The sequence below is a fragment of the Jiangella ureilytica genome, assembly GCF_004348545.1.
GTDB lineage: Bacteria > Actinomycetota > Actinomycetes > Jiangellales > Jiangellaceae > Jiangella > Jiangella ureilytica.
In genome coordinates this window covers 32168-51416 of sequence record NZ_SMKL01000038.1, presented here as the reverse complement: position 1 = coordinate 51416, position 19249 = coordinate 32168, and the positions used below count along the sequence as shown (strand labels likewise).

Sequence of the window (19249 nt, the reverse complement as noted above, 5' to 3'; positions counted from 1 at the left end):
TTTTGTCATCCTCGGCGCGATCCTTGTGATCCGGGCGCAGCCGTTACGATAACTGTTATCGTTACCGAGCAGTGCGCCGACGTCAATTCCCCAGGAAGCAGGGGTCTCATGAAGGAGGGATCCACCCCGAGTACGGGCCGGTCGTGTTCCGCCACACCAGCGCCGGGGTGGCCTTCCTGACCCGCTCGACCATCACCTCGGACAAGACCGTCGTCTGGGAGGACGGCCGGACGTACCCCCGTCGTCGACGTCGACATCTTCTCGGCCAGCCAGTTCCGCCGCCGCTACACCACACCTCGCCGCAGTTACCCGACCGGTATGGGGCGGTCCTCGCCCTGAACAGCATCGGCCATCTCGACCCCTTGCCCGCGCCGGATTCTGGGCGATGCACGCCCAGCGCCTCGCGCCCGACGCGAGGCGCTGGTCAACCTCCAGCCCCCGCCGGAGGCCGTCGAGGTGCCCGCCACCGCTTTCGCGACCGTCACGCTCGGGCGGCTCACCTACCCAGGCTCGGGACGCGCCGAGCCCGCGGGAGCCGGCCAGGTCATGTGGTACATGACCTACCGCACGGTCGACGACGAAGGGACCGTGAGCGAGGAGCACGTCTCCTACGGTGGTGGGTGTTCTCCGAAGCCGGCCTGCAAGACGAAGTGACCGCCGCCGGCCTGCTCGCGGAGCCCGTCGGCCCTGAGGCGATGGCGATGTTCGTCCTGCGTCGAAGCGCCTGACCGGCTTTGGTTCGGCCCCGTCAGGTCACCAGCTGGACTTGGTGACGCCAGGCAGCTCGCCGCGGTGCGCCATGTCGCGCAACCGGATGCGGGACAGCCCGAACTTCCGGTAGACCGCGCGGGGCCGGCCGTCGACCTGGTCGCGGTTGCGCAGCCGGGTGGCGCTGGCGTCGCGGGGCTGACGGGTCAGCGCCCGCCGGGCGGCGGCGCGCTCGTCGTCGGTGCTGTCGGGGTCGGCGATGATGCGTTTGAGCTCGGCCCGGCGCTCGGCGTACCGGGCGACGACCTCGCGGCGGCGTTCGTTCTGGACGATCTTGCTCTTCTTCGCCACGGATCAGCGCTCCTCGCGGAAGTCGACGTGCCGGCGGACGACGGGGTCGTACTTGCGCAGCACCATGCGGTCGGGGTCGTTGCGGCGACTCTTCCGAGTCACGTAGGTGTAGCCCGTGCCCGCGGTGGAACGCAGCTTGATGATCGGCCGGATGTCGTTGCGGGCCATCTACAGCCGCTCCCCTCGGGCGATGATCTCGGCGACGACGGCCTCGATGCCGCGCTTGTCGATGGTCTTGATGCCCCGCGCGCTCACCGTGAGCGTGACGGTGCGTCCCAGCGACGGCACCCAGTAGCGCTTGCGCTGGATGTTCGGGTCGAACCGGCGCTTGGTGCGCCGATGCGAGTGTGAGATGGAGTGACCGAAGCCCGGCTGCGCTCCGGTCACCTGGCATCGTGCGGACATGCAGGGTCCCTTCTGTGGTCAGCGTCCCGACGGGTACGGCAGCAGGGCCATCTCCCGGGCGTTCTTGATCGCCTTGGCCACCGCTCGCTGCTGCTCCGGCGTCAGCCCGGTGACCCGGCGGGAGCGGATCTTGCCGCGCTCGGAGACGAACGCCTTCAACAGCTTCACGTCCTTGTAGTCGACGTAGGTGACCTCGGCGGCGAGCAGCGGTTTGGGGCGCTTGCGGCGGCCTGACGGCGGCGGCTTCCTGGTCGCCATCGCGGTCAGCCCTGCCGGGCCTTGAACCGCGGGTTCAGCTTGTTGATCACGTAGACGCGGCCACGGCGTCGGACCACCTGCGAGCCGGGCTTGTTCTTGAGCGACTTGAGCGAGTTGCGAACCTTCATCTCCTGCCTTCCGTTGGATTCGTCAGAGCGGGCTGCGGATGTCGCCCAGCCAGGCCTCGAAGCCGTCACCGGCGGCCTCCCAGTACATGCCGCGGCCGCGGGCCTCGTCGTCGGTGAGCAGGCAGCGCTCGAACGCCGCGGCGACCTCGTCGCGGCCGTCGTCCATCCCGGTCACGACGATGCGAGTGAACGGCCGGCGGCGGCCCCACGGTTCAGCCACACCGATGCTCAACTGACCACCGGCGCCGTCCCACACGCACGCGACCGTCGCCCGCGTCGGCAGCCAGAAGCAGCCGCGCGACCTGCGCGGGCCGCCACCGATCGCCTCGATGTCCTCGTACAGCCGGTCCGGGTGGAACGGCCGGCCCGACCGCAGATCCAGCCTCCACACGTGCGCGCCATCGAACGCCGGCAGCGGCCCGTTCCGCACCTGGGCCGCCCAGGCCTCGGCGGCGGCGTGCTCGTGGATGCCGCCCAGCAGCCGGGCCGGCTCCAGCACGTCGCCGTCGGCGAGCACCGCCGCGCCGGGCCGGGCGAGCGCACGGACCAGCTCCAGCTCCGCGTCATCGGCGGCGCCGACGATGGTGACGGCGTCGGCGTACTCCAGCTGGGCCGCGCCGACCTCGGCCACGCCGCGGCGGTCGTCCGCGGCGGTGTGCGTGCCGCGCTCGCACAGCAGTTCGTCGCCCAGCAGGTCGTCAACCAGCCGATCGCCGTCGACGGCACACAGGACGCCGGCGATGCGCACGTGCCGCAGCCGCACGTCACCGGCGACGACGCGGCAGACCTGCTGCGCCTCGGCGCCGGCCGGCAGGTGCGCGACGATGACGCCCCACCGCCCGGCGTGCGCCAGCCGGGCCACGGTCGGCGCGACGTCCTCGCGCACGGCGCAACTGACGCACGCGTGCTCGAGGTCCACCTCCTCCTGCTCGACCACGCCGGTCACGTCGCTCACGGTTCTGAGCAGCCGACTCCGCTCGACGTCGATGCGATGGTGCACGACGACGGCGTCGGGCAGATCCCACTGCAGCGTGATGGTCGCCGACGCCATCGCGTCCGGATCGACACCGGTCACCAGGACTACGGGTGTGATGCGCATCCGCAACTCTTTCTAACGATAATCAACCTCATTAAGTGAAAATGCTAGCACCCTTGAAGACGACACCGGGCCGAACCGCGTCAGGCCTCGCGCGGCAGGGTGCGCCCGACGAGCCCATCGATGAGGGTGACTCGGCAACACTCAGCGTCGAGCGCATCGTCACCGCGGACGCTGCGCCAGTACCCCGGCATGGCGGCGTGGCTGATGTCGAACGGGCCCGCCGGGCCGGAGGCGTACCGCCTCCTGGACGACCTCGCCTCGGCACTCGTCGACGCCGGATTCGACGACGACACCGTCGCGCGCGGCACCGCTGCGATCATGAGCTGGACCTTCTCCCGGACGGCCATCGAGGACGACGCCGATGCCCGCCGGCGCGAGCCACGGCCGAGCCGGGCCAAGGCGTTCGTCGCCGGCCTGGACGACGTCGACCCCGCCGCCCATCCGGCGGCAGCGCGGGTCGGACGGACGTTCTTCACGCTGCCGATGCACGCAATCTTCGACAGCGGCCTCGACTGGATCCTCGCCGGTCTCGCGACCGAGCTCACCGCACGTCCGGCGACCTGAATCCGCCAGCCAGGGAACCGCGGGGCGGTGGTCAGGAACGTAGCCACGGGCGCATAGCTCTGCTGGGACCAGAACGGTGCCGCCAAGGCGATGTCGGAGACGTAGTGCAGCGCCATTCAGGGCGGCTGCGGCAGTGCCCGCGCCCAGGCCAGGGCCTGGGCGGTCAAGGCGGCCGACAAGGTTCCATCGGCTGCTCCACTGTCGTCGGCGGCGCCGCCCACGACGCAGTCGACGATCGCCCCGGCACTGAGCGCCGGGGGGACGCTAGAGCCGAACCGAGCGGGTAGCCGGCCTCGAGCATCACGGGGAGCCGGCGGTTGAGCCCGAGGACGACACCCTGACGTCGAATGTGACATATTGCGCGCCATGCCCGCCCGCCGCCGCGTTCGCCCGACGGGCCCGCGCCCGTGAGCCGGGTGGCGGGGCGGTTCGTGCTGCCGGCGCTGGTCGCCGCTCTGTTCGCGGCGCCGTTGTGGTTCATGCTGACCGGGTCGCTGCGCCCGGCCGGGCTGCCGCCGCCGCGGACGCTGGAGCTGTGGCCGCCGGAGGCGACGCTGGATGCGTACCGGCGGCTGCCGGAGCTGATGCCGCTGTTCCGGTACCTGGCGAACTCTGCCATGGTGGCCGCCGTCGCGGTGCCGCTGACAGTCCTCACCGCGGCCCTGACGGGGTTCGGCGTCCGGTTGCTCCCGCCGTCGGCGCGGCGGAAGGCGGTCGTCGCGCTCGTGGTGGTCCTGCTGGTGCCGGTGACCGCGGTATGGGCGACGCGGTTCGAGGTGTTCCGGCTGGCCGGCGTCACCGACACGATCGTGCCGCTGCTGGCGCCGGCCCTCCTCGCTGTCAGCCCGTTCCTGGTGCTGCTCTACGCCTGGAGCTTCGGCGGTGTCCCGGACAGTCAGCTGCAGTCGGCGCGGCTCGAGGGGGCCGGCTGGCTGACCGTCTGGCGCCGGGTGGCGCTGCCACAGGTGCGCCCGGCCACCCTCGCCGTCGCGGTGCTGGCGTTCACGTTCCACTGGGCCAACTTCATCGATCCGTTGCTCTACCTGCACAGCGGCGATCGCTACACGTTCCCGCTGGCGCTGCGCTTCCTGCTGCTGCTCAACCCCACCGACTGGCCGCTGCTGATGGCCGGCTGCGTCATCGCGACCCTGCCCTGCGTGGTCGTGTTCCTGCTCGCCCAGCGCGTGCTGCTGAGCGATGATCCCCTGGCCGCCCTACGGAGAGGACGCCCATGACCCGCACCCGCCGAACGGCCACGGCCGTCGCCTTGGCCGGGTTGGTCGCCGCCGCCTGTGGCTCGGAGCCGGGGAACGGGGACGGCCGCAGCGACGGCGCGGACCGCGAGATCACGGTGACGCTGTTCGGCGACGCCGAGGAGGTGGCCGGGTACACGTCCCTGGTGGAGGCGTTCGAGGCCTCCAGCGACGTCGGCGTCACGCTCTCCCCCGTCGCCACACAGGACGACCTCATGGCCCGGCTGACGACGGCGTTCGCGGGCGGCGCGCCACCGGACGTGTTCCTGCTGAACTTCCGCCGCTACGGCCAGTTCGCCGCCCAGGACGTCATCGAACCGGTCCAGGACTACCTCGACGACAGCGAGGTGCTCGGCGAGGACGACTTCAGCCCGCGGGCGCTCGACGCGTTCCGGTTCGACGGCGAGGAGCTCACCTGCATGCCGCAGAACCTCTCGTCGCTGGTCGTCTATTACAACCGAGACCTGTTCGAGGCGGCCGGGCTCGAACCGCCGGCCCAGGGCTGGACCTGGAACGACTTCCTCGCGGCGGCCACGGCGCTCACCGGCGGCGGCACATACGGGGCCGGCGTCGAGCCGTCGGTCATCCGGGTCGCGCCGTTCGCGTGGTCGAACGGCGGCGACGTCGTCGATGACCCCGACGAGCCGACCATCTTCACGCTCACCACAGACCCCGCCACTCGCCAGGCCGTCGACTGGTTCCTCGACCTGCAGCTCGTGCACGGCGTCGTCCCGCCCGACGCCGAGGAGCAGAGCGAGTCCAGCGAGGCCCGGTTCCTGCGGGGCACCCTCGGCATGTACCTGAACAGCCGGGTCGCGGTGCCGACGCTGCGCTCCATCGAGGGGTTCGAGTGGGACGTCGCGCCGCTGCCCGTCGCGCCCGGCGGCGAGCCGGCGTCGATCCTGCACAGCGACGCCTACTGCATGAGCGCCGGCCTGGACGACCACGCCGCGGCCTGGGATTTCATCGAGTTCGCCATGGGCGTGGAGGGCCAGACCATCCTCGCCGCGTCCGGCCGGACGGTGCCCTCGCGGCTCGACGTCGCGAGTTCCGACGTCTTCCTCGAGCCCGCCGAGCCGCCGGCGTCGTCGCAGGTGTACCTCGACATCGAGCCGTACCTGCGTGCCACCCCGCGCATCGCCACCTGGTCGCGCATCGAGGCCGAGGCGAACGACCTGCTCGCGGAGGTCTTCTACGGCCGGGTCGACCGCGAGGAGGGCCTGCGGCGGCTCGAGGACGAACTGCGCCCGCTGTTCCAGCAACCCGCAGTCGGGTCCTGACGATGACCGACGGCGGCGGACTGCGGCTCACCGGGCTGGTCAAGGCGTACGGCCCGGTGCGCGCCGTCGAGGGCGTCGACCTCGACGTCCCAGCGGGCGAGCTGGTCACCGTCGTCGGGCCGTCCGGCTCCGGGAAGTCGACGATGCTGCGGCTCATCGCCGGGCTGGAGCGGCCGGACGCCGGCATGGTCGCCGTCGGCGGGCAGGACCTGCGCGACGTCCCGCCGCACCGCCGGTCTGTCGCCATGGTCTTCCAGGACTACGCGCTGTACCCGCATCTGACCGTCCGCGAGAACATCATGTTCGGCCTGCGGGTCCGCAAGGTGCCGAAGGGCGAGGCCCGGCGCCAGGCGGGCGCGGCGGCGGAACGACTGGGCATCGCCGATCTGCTCGACCGCTACCCCGACCAGGCCTCCGGAGGTCAACGACAGCGGGTCGCGCTCGCCCGCGCGCTGGTCCGCTCGCCTGCGGTCTACCTGCTGGACGAGCCGCTGGTCAGCCTCGACGCGCAACTACGGCTCAGCACCCGCGCCGACCTGCTGGCGCTGCACCGCCAGATCGGCTCCACCACGCTGCACGTCACGCACGATCAGGCCGAGGCGATGACGATGGGCGACCGCGTCGTCGTCATGGACGCCGGGCGCATCCGCCAGGCCGGTCCGCCGCAGGAGGTGTACGACGCGCCCGCCGACACGTTCGTCGCTGGGTTCCTCGGCAGCCCGCCGATGAACCTCGTCCCCGGCGGCGGCGTCCTGGGCGGCGCCGCCGGAGGCACGGTCGGCGTCCGTCCCGAGGACCTCGCCCTCGACCCGGCCGGCCCCATCGAGGCGACCGTCGACGCCGTCGAGACCCTCGGGAGCGAGGCGGTGCTCCTGACCCGGTGTCCCGACGGTCTCCGGCTCGCGGTCCGCACGCCGCCCCGGCTGAGCCTGCGCCCGGGCGACACCGTCCGGCTGCGGTTCGACCCGGACCGGCTGCACCGCTTCGACGCCGCTGGGCGGCGCGTGTGACCCGTGCCAAGGGCGAGCGGTCGCTGTCGGGCTGGGCGTTCCTCGCGCCGTACGCCGTCGCCGTCGTGCTGCTGATCGCCGTCCCCGCCCTGCTCAACGTCGGCTACGCGTTCACCGACCACACGGGGCTGACCCGCGACCCGCAGTTCGTCGGCCTGGACAACGTGCGCCGGCTCGCCGACGACGCGTTCCTCGCGGACAGCCTCGAGGCGTCGCTGTTCCACGTCGCCCTGTCGGTGCCGCTGCGGCTGCTCGCGGCCGTCGGGCTCGGGCTGCTGCTGGCGGCTCCACGGCCGGGCGGGCGGTGGTTCCGCACCGCCGTCTACCTGCCGACCGTCGTCCCGGACGTCGCGCTGGCCGTGCTGTTCCTGTGGGTGCTCAACCCGTTGTACGGGCCGCTGAACCAGCTGCTCGGGCTGTTCGGCCATCCCGGCTACACCTGGCTCTCCGACCCCACAACGGCGCGGGTCGGGGTCGTGCTGATGCTGCTGTTCCCGATCGGCGAGGGGTTCGTGGTGGTGCTGGCGGCGCGGCGGCTGCTCGACGGACGGCTCTACGAGGCGGCCGCGCTGGAGGGCTGCGGCCCGTTCGGGCAGCTGCGGCGGATCACGCTGCCGCTGCTGGCGCCGGTGCTGGTGCTCCTGGCGGTACGCGACACGATCCTGACGTTGCAGGTGAATTTCGTGCCGGCCTACGTGCTGACCGACGGGCGGCCGGCCAATGCGACCCTCTACCTGCCGGTGTACATCTTCGACCAGGCCTTCGAGTTCTCCGGTTTCGCCTACGCCGCGCTCATCACGATCCTGCTCATGCTGATCACGGCGGCGATCATCGCCGTGCAACTGCTCGCGGTGCGGCGCTGGCGAGTGTTGCGGTGACGGCGATGTGGCAGGCTGCGGCGATGACCCCGCGCCGGACCGCAGCCGTCGCCGTCGCCGCCCTCACCGCGATCATGGCCCTGACGCTCGCCGGGTGCGGGAGCTCTGGGGACGACCCGGCCGGTCCGGGCGACCCCGGCGACGCGATGCTGGCCAACCTGCCCTCGTGCGACCGGGTGCCGCTGGACGAGGCACCCGAGACGGACGACACGGTCGACGGGCTGGTCCTGCCCGACGGCGCCCGGGTCACCTCAGTCGTCGAGCAGGGCGCGCTCGTCACCGTCGAGGGGTCGATCCGGATGACGCCTCTGGACCTGCGCGCGGACTACGAGAGCCGGTCCGACATCGAGCTGCTGCGTATCGAGGACGAGGTGTTCGAGACCGAAGTGCTGCTGCAGTCCCAGGGACGGCGGATGTACCTGCGGGCGACTGCCCTGTGCGCCGACGGCACCGCGCTCATGGCCGTGGTCGGGCCCGACTCTGAGGACGCCGGGCTGCCGGAGTTCCAGAGCGACTGACCGCGTCCTACATCTGTAGGACCCGTCACCGTCTCTCCTCGTACATCGGCCGGTGACAGCACTCACCACAATGACTATCGTTCGCACTCAAATGCCCCGAGTCACACGCCCGTGCGGAGAGGGAGCCCCGGCATGATCGCCAGACTGGCCCGCTATCGCCGAACCGTCAGGGCCGCGGCCGTTGCCGCGCCCGTCGCCGCCGTCTCGCTCGTCGCCGCCATGGTCTACGGCGACGAGCAACCGGCCACTCTGAGCACCAGCACCGCCACCGGACCCATGGAGCTGCCCGACGAGTGGATGACGGCGCAGCGGCTGAGTGATGGCAGTACCGAGCTGTCCACCGAGGTCTACACCGAGGCGCGTGCCGAGGCTCGCAACGTCGATATCCGCACCCGCAGCATGTACCGTCCCCTCGCCGAGCGGCAGTGGGAGTTCTTCGGCCCCAGCGACATCGGCGGCCGCGTCGTCGACATCGCCATCGACCCGCAGGTCGACGACCAGATCTTCATCGCAGCCGCGTCCGGTGGCCTGTGGCGCTCCAGCGACGCCGGCATGACCTACGAGGCCGTCTGGCCCGACGACTGGGTCCAAGGCATGGGCGCGGTCGCCATGACCAGCGAGGGCGTGCTCTTCGCCGGCACGGGCGAGCCGCAGCCCGGCGGCGGCTCCATCACGTTCGGCGGCGACGGCATCTACCGCTCCCTCGACCGCGGCGGCACCTGGGAGCACGTCGGCCTGGCCGACAGCCACGCCATCGCCCGGTTCGCCGTCGACCCCAGCGACGAGGACCGCATCTTCGCCGCCGCGGCCGGCAACCTGTTCGTCCCCGGCGGCGAGCGCGGCGTCTACCTCACCGAGGACGGCGGCGACACCTGGAATCGGGTGCTGGCGCCACTGAACGAGACCACCGGCGCCACCGAGGTCGTCATCGACCCCACGAACCCCGACCGCGTCTACGCGGCCATGTGGGACCACCTGCGCGAGCCGCACCAGCGCACCTACGGCGGGCCCGGCTCCAGCCTGTGGCGCTCCGACGACGGCGGCGCGACCTGGGAGCGGATGACCAACGGTCTACCCACGGACCCCGACCAGGGCCGCTGGGGACTGGCCCTCGCCCCGAGCAACCCGGACCGGCTGTACGCGTACGTCGGCACGGCGCTCGGGCCGTTCCGGGCGTTCTTCCGATCCGACGACGGCGGCGACAGTTGGCAGCAGACGCCGGTCACTGCGGCACAGGCCTCGCAGTCGACGTTCAGCTGGTGGTTCGGCAAGCTCTTCGTCGATCCTGTGAACCCGGACCACGTCTTCCTCGCCGGTGTCGACCTGCGCGAGTCGACCGACGGCGCCATGTCGTTCGGGATCTCCGAGGGTCCGCACGCCGATCAGCACAAGATGGCCTGGGACCCGAAGGTGCCGAACCGGGTCTACCTGGGCAACGACGGCGGCATGTACCGGTCCGACACGAACGGCGCCTCTGAGTCGTGGGTCAAGGCCACCTATGAGCCGTACACGCAGTTCTACTCCGTCGACGTCGCCGAGACCGACCCCCGGCTGAAGGTGGGTGGCGCCCAGGACAACGGCTGCAACCGCGGCTACAACGGCGTCGGCGGCAGTTGGGACGCGATCGGCTGCGGCGACGGACTGCAGGTGATCATCCACCCGGAGAATCCGGCCATCGTCTTCGGCTGCAGCCAGTACGGCTCGTGCTACCGGTCGGAGAACAGCGGCGGCACGCCGCGGCCGAACTTCACCAGGCTGACGACCTCGGACCGCCGCAACTGGTTCACCCCGCTGCAGTTCGACCCGAGCGACCCCAACGTCGTCTACTACGCCGGCAACCGGCTGAACCGCTCGACCGACAACGGCCGCACGTGGACAGTCATCAGCCCCGATCTCACCGACGGCGGCCCCAACGACGACGACGGCTACCCGTGGGGCACCATCACTGCCGTCGCCGCCGCCCCGACCGACGGCGACACCATCTACGTCGGCACCGACGACGGCAACCTCTGGTGGACCGACGACCTCGGCGCCACCTGGAACCAGGTCGACGAGGACCAGCTGCCCGGCACCTGGGTGACGCGCATCTCCGTCAACCCGGCCGACGAGGACATCGCCTACGCGACGTTCTCCGGGTTCCGCGCCGGCAGCGACCGCCCGCACGTCATGGTCACCGAGGACGGCGGCGCCACCTGGACCGACATCGGGCAGGGACTGCCGGACGCGCCGGTCAACTCGGTGGTCGCGACCACCGACGGCCTGCTGCTCGCCGGAACCGACGTCGGCGTGTACGTGTCGGCGTGGAACGGCGGCGAGTGGGCGGCGCTCGGCACCAACCTGCCGAACGCGCCGGTCATGTACCTGCGCTACCACGAGCCGACCCGCCAGCTCAGCGTCGCCACCTTCGGCCGCGGCATCTACCAGGTCGACGTCCCCACCTGCCGCGGCTCGTCGACCCGGCTGCCGTTGCGCGACCCCGGCGTCGGTGTTGGCGGCGTACTCGCGTCGTGCCGCCAGTGATGTAGCGCCGACGGCGTTCAGCCCCTCGCGGGAGACCGCGAGGGGCTGAACTCGTCATGCGCCGGGCGGCAGTGAGCGACCGACGAGGTCGTCGAGGAGCCGTTGCAGGTTCTCTGCGAAGTGGTCACTCGGCGGACCCCCGGCAGCTGCGAGATGACCGGCGCGGCGATCCCGCACAGCCGGGCGATCGTCACGCCCAAGGTGGCGCTCGCGGACGTCCCGGACGAGGGTTCGCTCATCGACCGGCCGGACGGCGACCGATGTAGACGCCGGCCTCGGGCGGTCCCAGGTGCTCGGCGTGCAGACCCGCCACCGAGAGCTCGTCGCGCAGCCCCGCCTCGGACAGCACCCACCACGAGTACGAGACCCGCTCCTCCGCGACGGTGACGCCGTCCTCAACCGTGCGGTAGGTCATGTGCCAGGTGACCTGATCGGCCGCCGTCGGGGCGGCGCGGCCGGAGCCGAGGTACCTGCGCCGTCCCACCACCACCGCCGATGCCGGCGTCTCCATCACCTCGACGGCCTCACTCGGTGGCTGCAGGTTCACGACGAGGGGCCCGCCCGGGGCGAGCCGCCGCGCGAGACTCGTCCAGAACACCTTGCGCGCAGTGCGATCCAGGTGGCCGATCATATTCATCGCCAGCACAGCGGCGAACGGCTCCGGTGTCCGCACCGCGTCCAGGTCACCCCCGACGACCGTCACCCGTTGCCGCAGCCGCTCGTCGGAGCCGACTCTGGCCATGAGCACGGCGCGCATCGCCGCCGAGGGCTCGACCGCAATGATGTCAGCCGTCGGCAGCGCGGCCGCGACGGCCAGGACTCCGCGGCCGGTTCCCGCACCCAGGTCCACGATCGGCCCTGAGTCAGGGTCGACGCCCTCCAGTCCCGCCGCGACCAGAGGGCCGAACATCCGCCATGGATCAGCCAACAGGACGTCGACGTACTCGGCCGAGTGCCGGTACTCGTCGCCGCCCAGGATGCCGGTCACGTCGAACGCGATCCGAAGCGCCGGCGGAACTTCTCCACCTGGCCCGCAGTGTCGAGGATCTTCGCCCGGCCGGTGTAGAACGGATGGCTCGACGACGAGATCTCCACGTCGACGACAGGGTAGATCTGCCCGTCCTCCCACTCGATCGTCGTGTCCGACGTCGCGGTCGAGCGGGTCAGGAAGGTCAGGCCCGCACTGCTGTCGCGGAAGACCACCGGGTGGTAATCGGGATGGATGTCCTTCTTCATCGCGCCTCCTCGTCGATCACCACCCTAACGGTTCATGACTTTCATTCTCAACAGTGTCCCGACGCGCGCCCGCATGCCTCGATCTCGACATCGACGCCGTCGGCCTTGTGGGTGCGCGCCATGTCGACGATCGCGGGCCGCGCCACCCGTCAACGGGAGCAGGAGGCTCGAGACCTGGACAAGGGGAAGCCCAGGCCGTTACAGTCCGATCGTCCCATCGGGCCGAAGTGTCACATTTCATACCCCCTTACTGACTTCGAGGCACGCGGCAAGGGAGAGCGCCCCGGGCCGGGTCTCGAGACCCGGAGGTGGATCGTGGCTCTCCCCGCTCTCCCCCGCCGCAGCGTGAGTATCGCCACCGCTGTGGCCGTCCCCGTAGCACTCCTCGTCGTTCCGCTAGCGATGCACGTCACGGCGAACGAGCCTGTACCGGAGCTCAACGCCGAGACGGTGCCGTCCGACGGATTCGAGCTTCCCGAGATCGTTCCCATCACGGTCGACGACCGCACGGCGCTGGACCAGCTGGTCGCCACAGGCGTCGATCTCGCCGAGAAGGTCGACGAGACCGATGACGGCCTGCGTGTGGAGGCCATCGTCACGCCGTCGGAGCAGCAGTGGCTGACCGACGCCGGGTTCGCAGTCGGCGAGCCGGTACTCACTGAGGAGGACTTCGCCGAGCTGCAGGCGGAGCGTGAGGACACCGTCGCCGAATCCGAGGTCGCCGAGGAGGCCGCACTCGACGTCGGCGACGACCTGCGCGTACAGAGAGCGGCGTGGTTCGAGAACATCGGCGAGACGTTCATCCAGGTCGAGGTCTGGTCCGAGGCCGGCTCGAGCTCGGCGAACGTCCTGCTCGAAGTGAGCCTCGACGCCGGCCCGGGCACGCCGATCGGCGCTGGAGGGACATTCAACCTCTCGCGCTTCGTCGACGCCGGCCACTACATGTACCACCGCACGAGCACGCCGATGCCGGCCGACCCGGTGCCGTCGCGGATGCGCGTGCGCAGCCTCGTCGACGGCCACGTGGTCGGCCAGGTCGAACGTCCGCTCACCGAGTTCCTCGACGGACAGTACCCGTCCGGTCGCGGCGCCCCGAGGGAGTGGGGCTACCTGGCGACCGGCTTCGTCGACCACTACGTCGACGCGACCGAGGCGACGGCGAAGATCGAGTCGCTCGCGGCGGAGTTCCCCGATCTCGCCGAGATCATCGAGCTGCCCCACCAGACGAACGGCTACCGGCGGCCGGCCCAGGCCCTGTTCGCCGAAAAGATCGTTGTCGACGCGCCGTCCGCCGCCGCGGGCGAGTACGAGGCGGTCGCCGCGAACTTCGGGCGCCACCCGGCCGTTCAGGGGATCGCGGGCGAGCTGACGCTCGCCGTCGACGGCACCGGCGACCCGGCCGATGGGTGTGAGCCGCTCGTCGGCTTCCCGGCCGGTGGCATCGCCGTGGTCGACCGCGGCACCTGCAACTACGCCGTCAAGGTCCTCAACGCTCAGGCGGCGGGCGCGGGCGCGGTCGTCGTCGTCAACAACGTTCCCGGCGATCCGGTCACGATGACGGGTTCGGCGCCGGCGAACACCATCCCGTCGGTGATGATCTCGATGGAGGCCGGCGGTGTCGTCAAGGCCGTGCTGCCCGCGTCCGGCCGGGTGCACGGCGCACCCAACGAGCACCGCGTCGGCGTCGACTCGCGCACGTGGGGGCACGAGGGCGGCAACGACCTCTCGGTCGAGCTCGCCGACCCCGGCGCCGCCGACCGGCCGCTGACGGTCGACGTCGACGGCGACGCCGTTCGCGTGCAGCTGGCCACCGATGCGGCCGGTGCGGTCAGGAGCACGGCGGCCGAGGTCGTCGCGGCCCTGAACGCTCACCCGGAGGCGAGTGAACTGGTGCGGGCGTACACCTGGCGGGGGGACGAGGGCACTGGCGTGGTCGCGCCGGCACAGCGACGGATGCTGACCGACAACCTGTCGGCGCCGGACACGGTGTCGCGCGACCCGTTCACGGTCAAGGCGATCCGGATCGGCACCGACCGCGACGGCTCGCAGACCGGCGTGCTGCTGTACTCGCAGGAGCACGCCCGAGAGTGGGTGACGCCGCTGGTCGCCCTCGAGACCGCCGAGCGGCTGCTGCGCAACTACCGGTCCAACCCGTTCATCCGGCAACTGGTCAGGAACCTCGACATCTTCATCATCCCGACGGTGAACCCGGACGGGACCCACTACTCGATCCACGACTTCACCCTGCAGCGGCGCAACATGACGAACCATTGCGCGGTCACCGGCGCGTCGGACCTGCGGGCGCGCAACGGCTGGGGCGTGGACCTGAACCGGAACTTCCGGGTCGGCAACTGGGAGCAAGGCTTCTCCGGCGCCTCCGGGTCGTGCACGAGCGACGTATACAGCGGGCCGACGCCGCTGTCCGAGCCGGAGGCGCAGAACGAGATCTGGCTGGTGGAGAACAACCCGAACATCCGGTTCGCGATGAACACCCACACCCACGGGGGCTACTTCATGTGGTCGCCGGGCGCCTACCGGCTGCCCACCCGCGACGGGCTGGAGCGGCCCAGCTACGGCGTCGAGAGCTACTTCTACGAGGCTTCCGACGTCATCCTCAACCGGATCAAGGAGCACCGCGGCACCAGCGTCTGGCCGAGCCGGGTCGGGCCGATCAGCGACGTCCTCTACTCGGCCGCCGGGAACTCCGCCGACGACCACTTCTACAACAACGGCATCTTCGCCTGGAGCTTCGAGGCTGGTTCTCCGACCTGGACCGGTAGCGGCTGGTCGGACGTCGGGTTCACACCGCCATACGAGGAGGGCCACGAAGAGGCGATGGAGTTCTCCCACGGCTGGCTCGGCATCCTCGAAGTGGCCCAGATGCACAGCCTGGACAATGTGCTGCCCAGGTCGACAATCGAACCGGGCAGGGGCAGCTACGACGCGCCGGTGGACGTCACGTTCGAGCTCAGCGAGCCGTCCGACGTCTACTACACGCTGGACGGCAGCAGGCCGACGTTCGACTCGCCGCGGATGGAGTTCACCGGCCCGCGCCAGGGTCAGGAGCCGATCACGATCGACGAGACGACGACGGTCAAGTGGTTCGCCGTCGACGCGGCCGGCAACATCCAGAACAACTATCAGCCGGGCGGAACCCGCGACAACTACCAGCGGGCCGTCATCCGAGTCACGGACTAGCCGGCGGATGCCCGGAAACGGACCAGCACAACGGCAGCGGCGGCCCCGGCGCCTCACGGCGCCGCCGCTGCCCGCTCCGGAGCGGTACGCGCCGGAGCTGCTCATGCTCGCGCTCCTCGCCGCGGTCGTCGCCCAGTCGTGGGCGGCGACCGCGCTGGACCACCCGGCCGTGCAGACCTGGGCGACGATCTTCGTGTCGATCACCGTCCAGGCCCTGCCGTTCCTGGCGCTCGGAGTGACCGTCAGCGGCGCGATCGCGGCCTTCGTGCCGTCGTCGCTGATCGCCCGGCTGCTCCCCGACCGGCCGTTGGTGGCCGTTCCGGCGGCCGGGGTGGCCGGGGCGGTGTTCCCCGGCTGCGAATGCGGGTCGGTGCCGGTGGCCGGGCGGCTGACCGCGAACGGCGCGGCGCCCGCGGCGGCGTTCGCGTTCATGCTGGCGGCGCCGGCCATCAATCCGGTCGTGCTGGTGGCAACGGCGGTCGCGTTCCCGGGCCGACCCGACATGGTAGTGGCCAGGCTGCTGGCGTCGTTCGCGACGGCCGTGGCCGTCGGCTTCCTGTGGGCGAGGTTCGGACGGCGGGAGTGGCTGCTCCAGCGGCGGCCGCATCCTGTCGCGGCCGGTTCCACGCGATGGGAGGTGTTCGCCGGAACGGCCAGGCACGACTTTCTGCACGCGGGTGGCTGGCTCGTCGTCGGCTCCCTCGCGGCCGCGACGCTTCAGGTCGTGGTCCCGCGGTCGATCATGACGTCCATCTCCGAGACGGAGTGGCTGGCGGTCGTCGTGCTCGCCACGCTGGCGGTGGTGCTCGCCATCTGCTCCGAGGCCGATGCCTTCGTCGCGGCCAGTCTCTCGCAGTTCTCGCTCACGGCGCGGCTCGTGTTCCTCGTCGTCGGGCCGGTCGTGGACATCAAGCTCATCGCGCTGCACGCCGGCATCTTCGGCCGGAGCTTCGCGATCCGATTCGCGCCCCTGACCTTCGTCACCGCCGTGGTCAGCGCCCTGGGCGTCGGGTGGTGGCTGTTGTGAGAGCGCTCGACGAGCGGGCCCAGGGCATCCTGCTGCTGGCCATCGCCGCGGTCTCCATCCGCCTCGGTCTCACCGACGCCGCGCTCGCCTTCGTCAAGCCGGGGCTGCAGCCCGCGCTTCTCGGCACCGGGATCGGCCTGGCCGTCCTCGGCGCCCATGGGCTGCGCCGCGCCTACCGGCGTCCGCCCGAGGCCGACGTGGCACATCCCGGCGCACACCACGACCACGCCCCGGGCGTGGCCTGGATGCTGGCGATACCTCTGCTGACGCTCCTGCTCGTCGCGCCCGCCCCGCTCGGCTCGTTCGCGGCGGCCCGGCAGGGAAGCACACCACCGGCGATGTCCCCGGCCGGCTTCGCCGAGCTACCCGAGCCGCGCGACGGCGCCGTCGATCTCTCGCTCCGCGACTACGTGGGGCGGGCGCTCTTCGATCCGGCGACCTCGCTGGACGGTGTGCGAGTGCGGCTGATCGGTTTCGTCACTCCGCCCGAGGACGATGCTGACGGTAGCTATCTGCTCACCCGGTTCGCCGTCAACTGCTGCGCCGCCGACGCCCTCGCATTCACCGTCGAGGTGCTCGGCGACGAGGCCCGGCCGACAGAGACCTGGCTCGAGATCGAAGGCCGGTGGCAACCGCGCGACGGGCACGAGCCGGGGACGGCGAGCGCGGAGCCGCCGTTGCTCATCGCCGACCGCATCACCCCGATCGACCAGCCCGGTGAGCCGTACGAGTACTGATGTCAGATCGCGGTGAAGGTCAGGGTGGTCTGGTACACGCCGGGGACGGTGGCCGTGGGCACCCGCAGCTCTTGGTCGGCGACCGCGGGCCGTCCCCACCACCGCGGTCTGTCTTCACGACTGGGCCGTCGCCGCGTTCACGACCGAGGGCCGTCTTCACTACCCGGAGCGGTCTTCACTACCGCGGACCGTCTTCACTACCGCGGACCGTCTTCACCACCGCGGACCGTCCCCACCACCCGGAGCCGTGTTCACTACCCGGAGCCGTCTTCACCACCGCGGACCGTCTTCACTACCCGGAGCCGTCTTCACCACCGCGGACCGTCTTCACCACCGCGGACCGTCTTCACTACCCGGAGCCGTCTTCACTGCCGGGAGCCGTCTTTCGCGGGCCTTCTGGCGGCGCCGAAGACGGTTGGCGATAGTGAAGACGGCCGGCGGCAGTGAGGTGGGCCGGGCGGCGGGCGGCTGCTATCGCGAGGAGGCACGTTCAGCGCCAGAGCGGGCAAATTCCCTCCTGACGCTGCGTCGTAGGCGGGTCACTGCCGCCCTGGCCGTAGCACTCGCCCTCGACACCCGGCGAACGCCGCATCACGAGGCGTTGCCGCTCTTCCCCCGTCCTCCGTGATAGCTGCCGGCCAGGCCGCGTGCGTGCGGGTCAAGCGGTCCTCGATGGCGCGCAGCGCCCACTCGGTCCCTCGAGGCGCGCACACGCAGCTCAGAGCATGGGCAGCAGGGGACGGGCAGCCCCGGCCAACTCGGCACGAACACGGCCTCGGACCCCGCCGAGCTGCGCCGTCCCGGTTCCGGCACCTTCGGCGCCTCAGCCCAGGAACGAGCCCGCGAAACCTCCGGCACGGGCATCGGCCAAGGACCGCCACGCGTCGTCGTCGGGCACGCCGTTGAGGGCGCGGTCGTCGAGCACGATGACCAGGTCGTCGTCTGACAACAGACGGTGGTGGCCGCTCAGGTTGCCGTACCTGCGCGCGACCTCGAGCGCCGGCGCGCCGTCGTCGAAGCCCTGCAGCACCGGGTGAGGCAGTCGAGGTGGCCGCTGCGAAAGTAGACGACGCCGTCGTCGCCCCCTCGAGAGGCGGCGGATCGCCGGCGACCACCGGCAACGCCGGGCCACCGTCGCCGGGCACGGCGACGCAGTCGGCACCCGCGTCGACCACGTTCCCGACCGCGAACCGCGCCAGGGCCGACATCGCGACCTCATGCCCCTCGAGGCCGGGGGAACCGCAGGTCGTAGGTGACGCAGTAGAGCCTTTCGGTGGAGAACCGGTGCATGGTCGAGGGTGCCGGGTCGGCAGTCGGTTCGTCGCGCCTGTTCGTCGGCGAACGCAGCACTGACCACCTGCCCGCGTTCACCGTGTTCCGAGTCTGCAACCGCGCCCGCGGGGCAGTCTTCGGGGCCGAGGCGAAGCGCCTGCCGGTTGCGCTTCACCCCTACGACCTCCGCCATGCGGCCGTCTCCACCTGGCTCAACGCCGGCGTCACACCGACCCGGGTGGCGGAGTGGGCCGGCCACTCGGTCGACGTCCTGCTCGAGATCCACGCCACATGCGTCGACTGCGACGCGGACCGGCATCGTCAGCGGGTCGAGGAGGCGCTGGGCCGGCCACGGAGGGCCCCAGAACTTGGCCACGTCCTTCCCAGGAACGACCGTGGAGAGCCGCCTACAGCCGGGGAGGGCTGGACAGACGAAAGCGCCCCTCACCTGGCGTTTCCGCAGGTGAGAGGCGCTTCTTTGTAGCCCCGACGGGATTCGAACCCGCGCTACCGCCTTGAGAGGGCGGCGTGCTAGGCCGCTACACAACGGGGCCGTTGCGACCGAGGTCGCGAGGTGAAACTGTACCCGAGCCTCGCTCCGACTCCAAACCGGCTGGAGATCGTCGCCGGGGCGTGCCGGGCGCTGGGGTACCAGGACTCGAACCTAGACTAACTGAACCAGAATCAGTCGTGCTGCCAATTACACCATACCCCACTGGATCGGGCGGGTTTCCCGCTCGACCGCCCGGTAAGGATAGCGGTCGGAGGCGGTCCGATCCAAACCGGCAGGACGGCTGCCGGCGACCG

Annotated in this window: 21 protein-coding genes, 2 tRNA genes and 1 pseudogene; 13 read left to right on the top strand and 11 right to left on the bottom strand. The window is 71.1% G+C overall.

Annotated elements, in window-relative coordinates:
• Window positions 1–71 precede the first annotated feature (71 nt).
• Window positions 72–270: pseudogene (locus E1212_RS31140) on the top strand (50S ribosomal protein L31); the annotation flags it as partial.
• A gap of 186 nt (window positions 271–456) precedes the next feature.
• The gene (locus E1212_RS30455; RefSeq protein WP_131984689.1) at window positions 457–654 is read left to right on the top strand and encodes a hypothetical protein; all 198 of its coding nucleotides are present in this window, start codon (window positions 457–459) and stop codon (window positions 652–654) included.
• 99 nt (window positions 655–753) lie between these two features.
• On the opposite strand, the gene rpsN is transcribed toward E1212_RS30455, so the two are convergent.
• Genes rpsN through E1212_RS17370 form a run of 6 tightly spaced genes read right to left on the bottom strand, consistent with a single transcriptional unit; the run spans window position 754 to window position 2949 of the window.
• Window positions 754–1059 (bottom strand): 30S ribosomal protein S14, encoded by a 306-nt coding sequence (gene rpsN / locus E1212_RS17395; RefSeq protein ID WP_131984687.1) that lies wholly within the window; start codon window positions 1057–1059, stop codon window positions 754–756.
• A 3-nt stretch (window positions 1060–1062) separates the two neighbouring features.
• Window positions 1063–1227, bottom strand: coding sequence for a 50S ribosomal protein L33 (gene rpmG / locus E1212_RS17390; RefSeq protein ID WP_131984685.1), 165 nt, complete (start codon window positions 1225–1227; stop codon window positions 1063–1065).
• Complete coding sequence (rpmB, locus tag E1212_RS17385; protein WP_131984683.1) at window positions 1228–1464, bottom strand: 50S ribosomal protein L28; 237 nt, start codon at window positions 1462–1464, stop codon at window positions 1228–1230.
• A gap of 18 nt (window positions 1465–1482) precedes the next feature.
• Window positions 1483–1722, bottom strand: a complete 240-nt coding sequence (gene rpsR, locus E1212_RS17380) for a 30S ribosomal protein S18 (protein ID WP_131984681.1) — start codon at window positions 1720–1722, stop codon at window positions 1483–1485.
• A 5-nt stretch (window positions 1723–1727) separates the two neighbouring features.
• Window positions 1728–1850: a type B 50S ribosomal protein L36 gene (gene ykgO / locus E1212_RS17375; RefSeq protein ID WP_131984679.1), complete on the bottom strand. Its 123-nt coding sequence runs from the start codon at window positions 1848–1850 to the stop codon at window positions 1728–1730.
• A 22-nt stretch (window positions 1851–1872) separates the two neighbouring features.
• A complete protein-coding gene (locus tag E1212_RS17370) occupies window positions 1873–2949 on the bottom strand; it encodes a CobW family GTP-binding protein (RefSeq protein ID WP_131984677.1) in 1077 nt (358 codons plus the stop codon).
• A gap of 120 nt (window positions 2950–3069) precedes the next feature.
• Here E1212_RS17370 and E1212_RS17365 point away from each other — a divergent pair, with 120 nt between their 5' ends.
• The 7 genes from E1212_RS17365 (at window position 3070) to E1212_RS17335 (ending at window position 10972) form a co-directional block, all read left to right on the top strand.
• Window positions 3070–3513 (top strand): TetR/AcrR family transcriptional regulator C-terminal domain-containing protein, encoded by a 444-nt coding sequence (locus tag E1212_RS17365; protein ID WP_131984675.1) that lies wholly within the window; start codon window positions 3070–3072, stop codon window positions 3511–3513.
• A 407-nt stretch (window positions 3514–3920) separates the two neighbouring features.
• Window positions 3921–4748, top strand: coding sequence for a carbohydrate ABC transporter permease (locus tag E1212_RS17360; protein WP_131984673.1), 828 nt, complete (start codon window positions 3921–3923; stop codon window positions 4746–4748).
• Window positions 4745–6046 (top strand): ABC transporter substrate-binding protein, encoded by a 1302-nt coding sequence (locus E1212_RS17355; RefSeq protein WP_131984671.1) that lies wholly within the window; start codon window positions 4745–4747, stop codon window positions 6044–6046. The genes E1212_RS17360 and E1212_RS17355 overlap by 4 nt, the downstream gene beginning before the upstream one ends.
• Window positions 6047–6048: 2 nt before the next feature.
• Complete coding sequence (locus tag E1212_RS17350) at window positions 6049–7056, top strand: ABC transporter ATP-binding protein (protein ID WP_131984669.1); 1008 nt, start codon at window positions 6049–6051, stop codon at window positions 7054–7056.
• The gene (locus E1212_RS17345) at window positions 7053–7934 is read left to right on the top strand and encodes a carbohydrate ABC transporter permease (protein ID WP_131984667.1); all 882 of its coding nucleotides are present in this window, start codon (window positions 7053–7055) and stop codon (window positions 7932–7934) included. Before E1212_RS17350 ends, E1212_RS17345 begins: the two co-directional genes overlap by 4 nt.
• Window positions 7935–7957: 23 nt before the next feature.
• Complete coding sequence (locus E1212_RS17340) at window positions 7958–8452, top strand: hypothetical protein (RefSeq protein WP_131984665.1); 495 nt, start codon at window positions 7958–7960, stop codon at window positions 8450–8452.
• A gap of 132 nt (window positions 8453–8584) precedes the next feature.
• Complete coding sequence (locus E1212_RS17335; protein WP_203416947.1) at window positions 8585–10972, top strand: WD40/YVTN/BNR-like repeat-containing protein; 2388 nt, start codon at window positions 8585–8587, stop codon at window positions 10970–10972.
• 235 nt (window positions 10973–11207) lie between these two features.
• On the opposite strand, the gene E1212_RS17330 is transcribed toward E1212_RS17335, so the two are convergent.
• Together E1212_RS17330 and E1212_RS17325 are read right to left on the bottom strand one after the other, a co-directional pair.
• A complete protein-coding gene (locus tag E1212_RS17330) occupies window positions 11208–11960 on the bottom strand; it encodes a class I SAM-dependent methyltransferase (protein ID WP_203416946.1) in 753 nt (250 codons plus the stop codon).
• A complete protein-coding gene (locus E1212_RS17325; protein WP_131984663.1) occupies window positions 11957–12208 on the bottom strand; it encodes a type B 50S ribosomal protein L31 in 252 nt (83 codons plus the stop codon). Before E1212_RS17325 ends, E1212_RS17330 begins: the two co-directional genes overlap by 4 nt.
• A 363-nt stretch (window positions 12209–12571) precedes the next feature.
• Between E1212_RS17325 and E1212_RS17320 the strand changes: the two genes are divergently transcribed.
• Genes E1212_RS17320 through E1212_RS17310 form a run of 3 tightly spaced genes read left to right on the top strand, consistent with a single transcriptional unit; the run spans window position 12572 to window position 17170 of the window.
• The gene (locus E1212_RS17320) at window positions 12572–15406 is read left to right on the top strand and encodes a M14 family metallopeptidase (protein WP_131984661.1); all 2835 of its coding nucleotides are present in this window, start codon (window positions 12572–12574) and stop codon (window positions 15404–15406) included.
• Window positions 15407–15413: 7 nt separating this feature from the next.
• Window positions 15414–16433: a permease gene (locus tag E1212_RS17315; RefSeq protein WP_131984659.1), complete on the top strand. Its 1020-nt coding sequence runs from the start codon at window positions 15414–15416 to the stop codon at window positions 16431–16433.
• The gene (locus E1212_RS17310) at window positions 16430–17170 is read left to right on the top strand and encodes a TIGR03943 family putative permease subunit (protein WP_162605522.1); all 741 of its coding nucleotides are present in this window, start codon (window positions 16430–16432) and stop codon (window positions 17168–17170) included. Before E1212_RS17315 ends, E1212_RS17310 begins: the two co-directional genes overlap by 4 nt.
• Window positions 17171–17993: 823 nt before the next feature.
• On the opposite strand, the gene E1212_RS17305 is transcribed toward E1212_RS17310, so the two are convergent.
• A complete protein-coding gene (locus E1212_RS17305) occupies window positions 17994–18200 on the bottom strand; it encodes a hypothetical protein (RefSeq protein WP_131984655.1) in 207 nt (68 codons plus the stop codon).
• A gap of 258 nt (window positions 18201–18458) precedes the next feature.
• On the opposite strand from E1212_RS17305, the gene E1212_RS17300 reads away from it, so the two are divergent.
• On the top strand, window positions 18459–18926 hold the full coding sequence (locus tag E1212_RS17300) for a site-specific integrase (RefSeq protein WP_131984653.1): 468 nt from the start codon (window positions 18459–18461) through the stop codon (window positions 18924–18926).
• Here the strand turns inward: E1212_RS17300 and E1212_RS17295 are convergent.
• Window positions 18924–18996: transfer RNA gene (locus tag E1212_RS17295), tRNA-Glu, on the bottom strand. The genes E1212_RS17300 and E1212_RS17295 overlap by 3 nt on opposite strands.
• Before the next feature lie 89 nt (window positions 18997–19085).
• A tRNA-Gln gene (locus tag E1212_RS17290) sits at window positions 19086–19157 on the bottom strand.
• Between the last annotated feature and the right edge of the window lie 92 nt (window positions 19158–19249).

Excerpts from the sequence above, each read along its gene's own strand:
- rpmG (WP_131984685.1), bottom strand. The coding sequence starts at position 1,227 with ATGGCCCGCAACGACATCCGGCCGATCATCAAGCTGCGTTCCACCGCG.
- rpmB (WP_131984683.1), bottom strand. The coding sequence starts at position 1,464 with ATGTCCGCACGATGCCAGGTGACCGGAGCGCAGCCGGGCTTCGGTCAC.
- rpsR (WP_131984681.1), bottom strand. The coding sequence starts at position 1,722 with ATGGCGACCAGGAAGCCGCCGCCGTCAGGCCGCCGCAAGCGCCCCAAA.
- ykgO (WP_131984679.1), bottom strand. The coding sequence starts at position 1,850 with ATGAAGGTTCGCAACTCGCTCAAGTCGCTCAAGAACAAGCCCGGCTCG.
- E1212_RS17370 (WP_131984677.1), bottom strand. The coding sequence starts at position 2,949 with ATGCGCATCACACCCGTAGTCCTGGTGACCGGTGTCGATCCGGACGCG.
- E1212_RS17365 (WP_131984675.1), top strand. The coding sequence starts at position 3,070 with ATGAGGGTGACTCGGCAACACTCAGCGTCGAGCGCATCGTCACCGCGG.
- E1212_RS17355 (WP_131984671.1), top strand. The coding sequence starts at position 4,745 with ATGACCCGCACCCGCCGAACGGCCACGGCCGTCGCCTTGGCCGGGTTG.
- E1212_RS17350 (WP_131984669.1), top strand. The coding sequence starts at position 6,049 with ATGACCGACGGCGGCGGACTGCGGCTCACCGGGCTGGTCAAGGCGTAC.
- E1212_RS17340 (WP_131984665.1), top strand. The coding sequence starts at position 7,958 with ATGACCCCGCGCCGGACCGCAGCCGTCGCCGTCGCCGCCCTCACCGCG.
- E1212_RS17335 (WP_203416947.1), top strand. The coding sequence starts at position 8,585 with ATGATCGCCAGACTGGCCCGCTATCGCCGAACCGTCAGGGCCGCGGCC.
- E1212_RS17325 (WP_131984663.1), bottom strand. The coding sequence starts at position 12,208 with ATGAAGAAGGACATCCATCCCGATTACCACCCGGTGGTCTTCCGCGAC.
- E1212_RS17315 (WP_131984659.1), top strand. The coding sequence starts at position 15,414 with ATGCCCGGAAACGGACCAGCACAACGGCAGCGGCGGCCCCGGCGCCTC.
- E1212_RS17300 (WP_131984653.1), top strand. The coding sequence starts at position 18,459 with ATGGTCGAGGGTGCCGGGTCGGCAGTCGGTTCGTCGCGCCTGTTCGTC.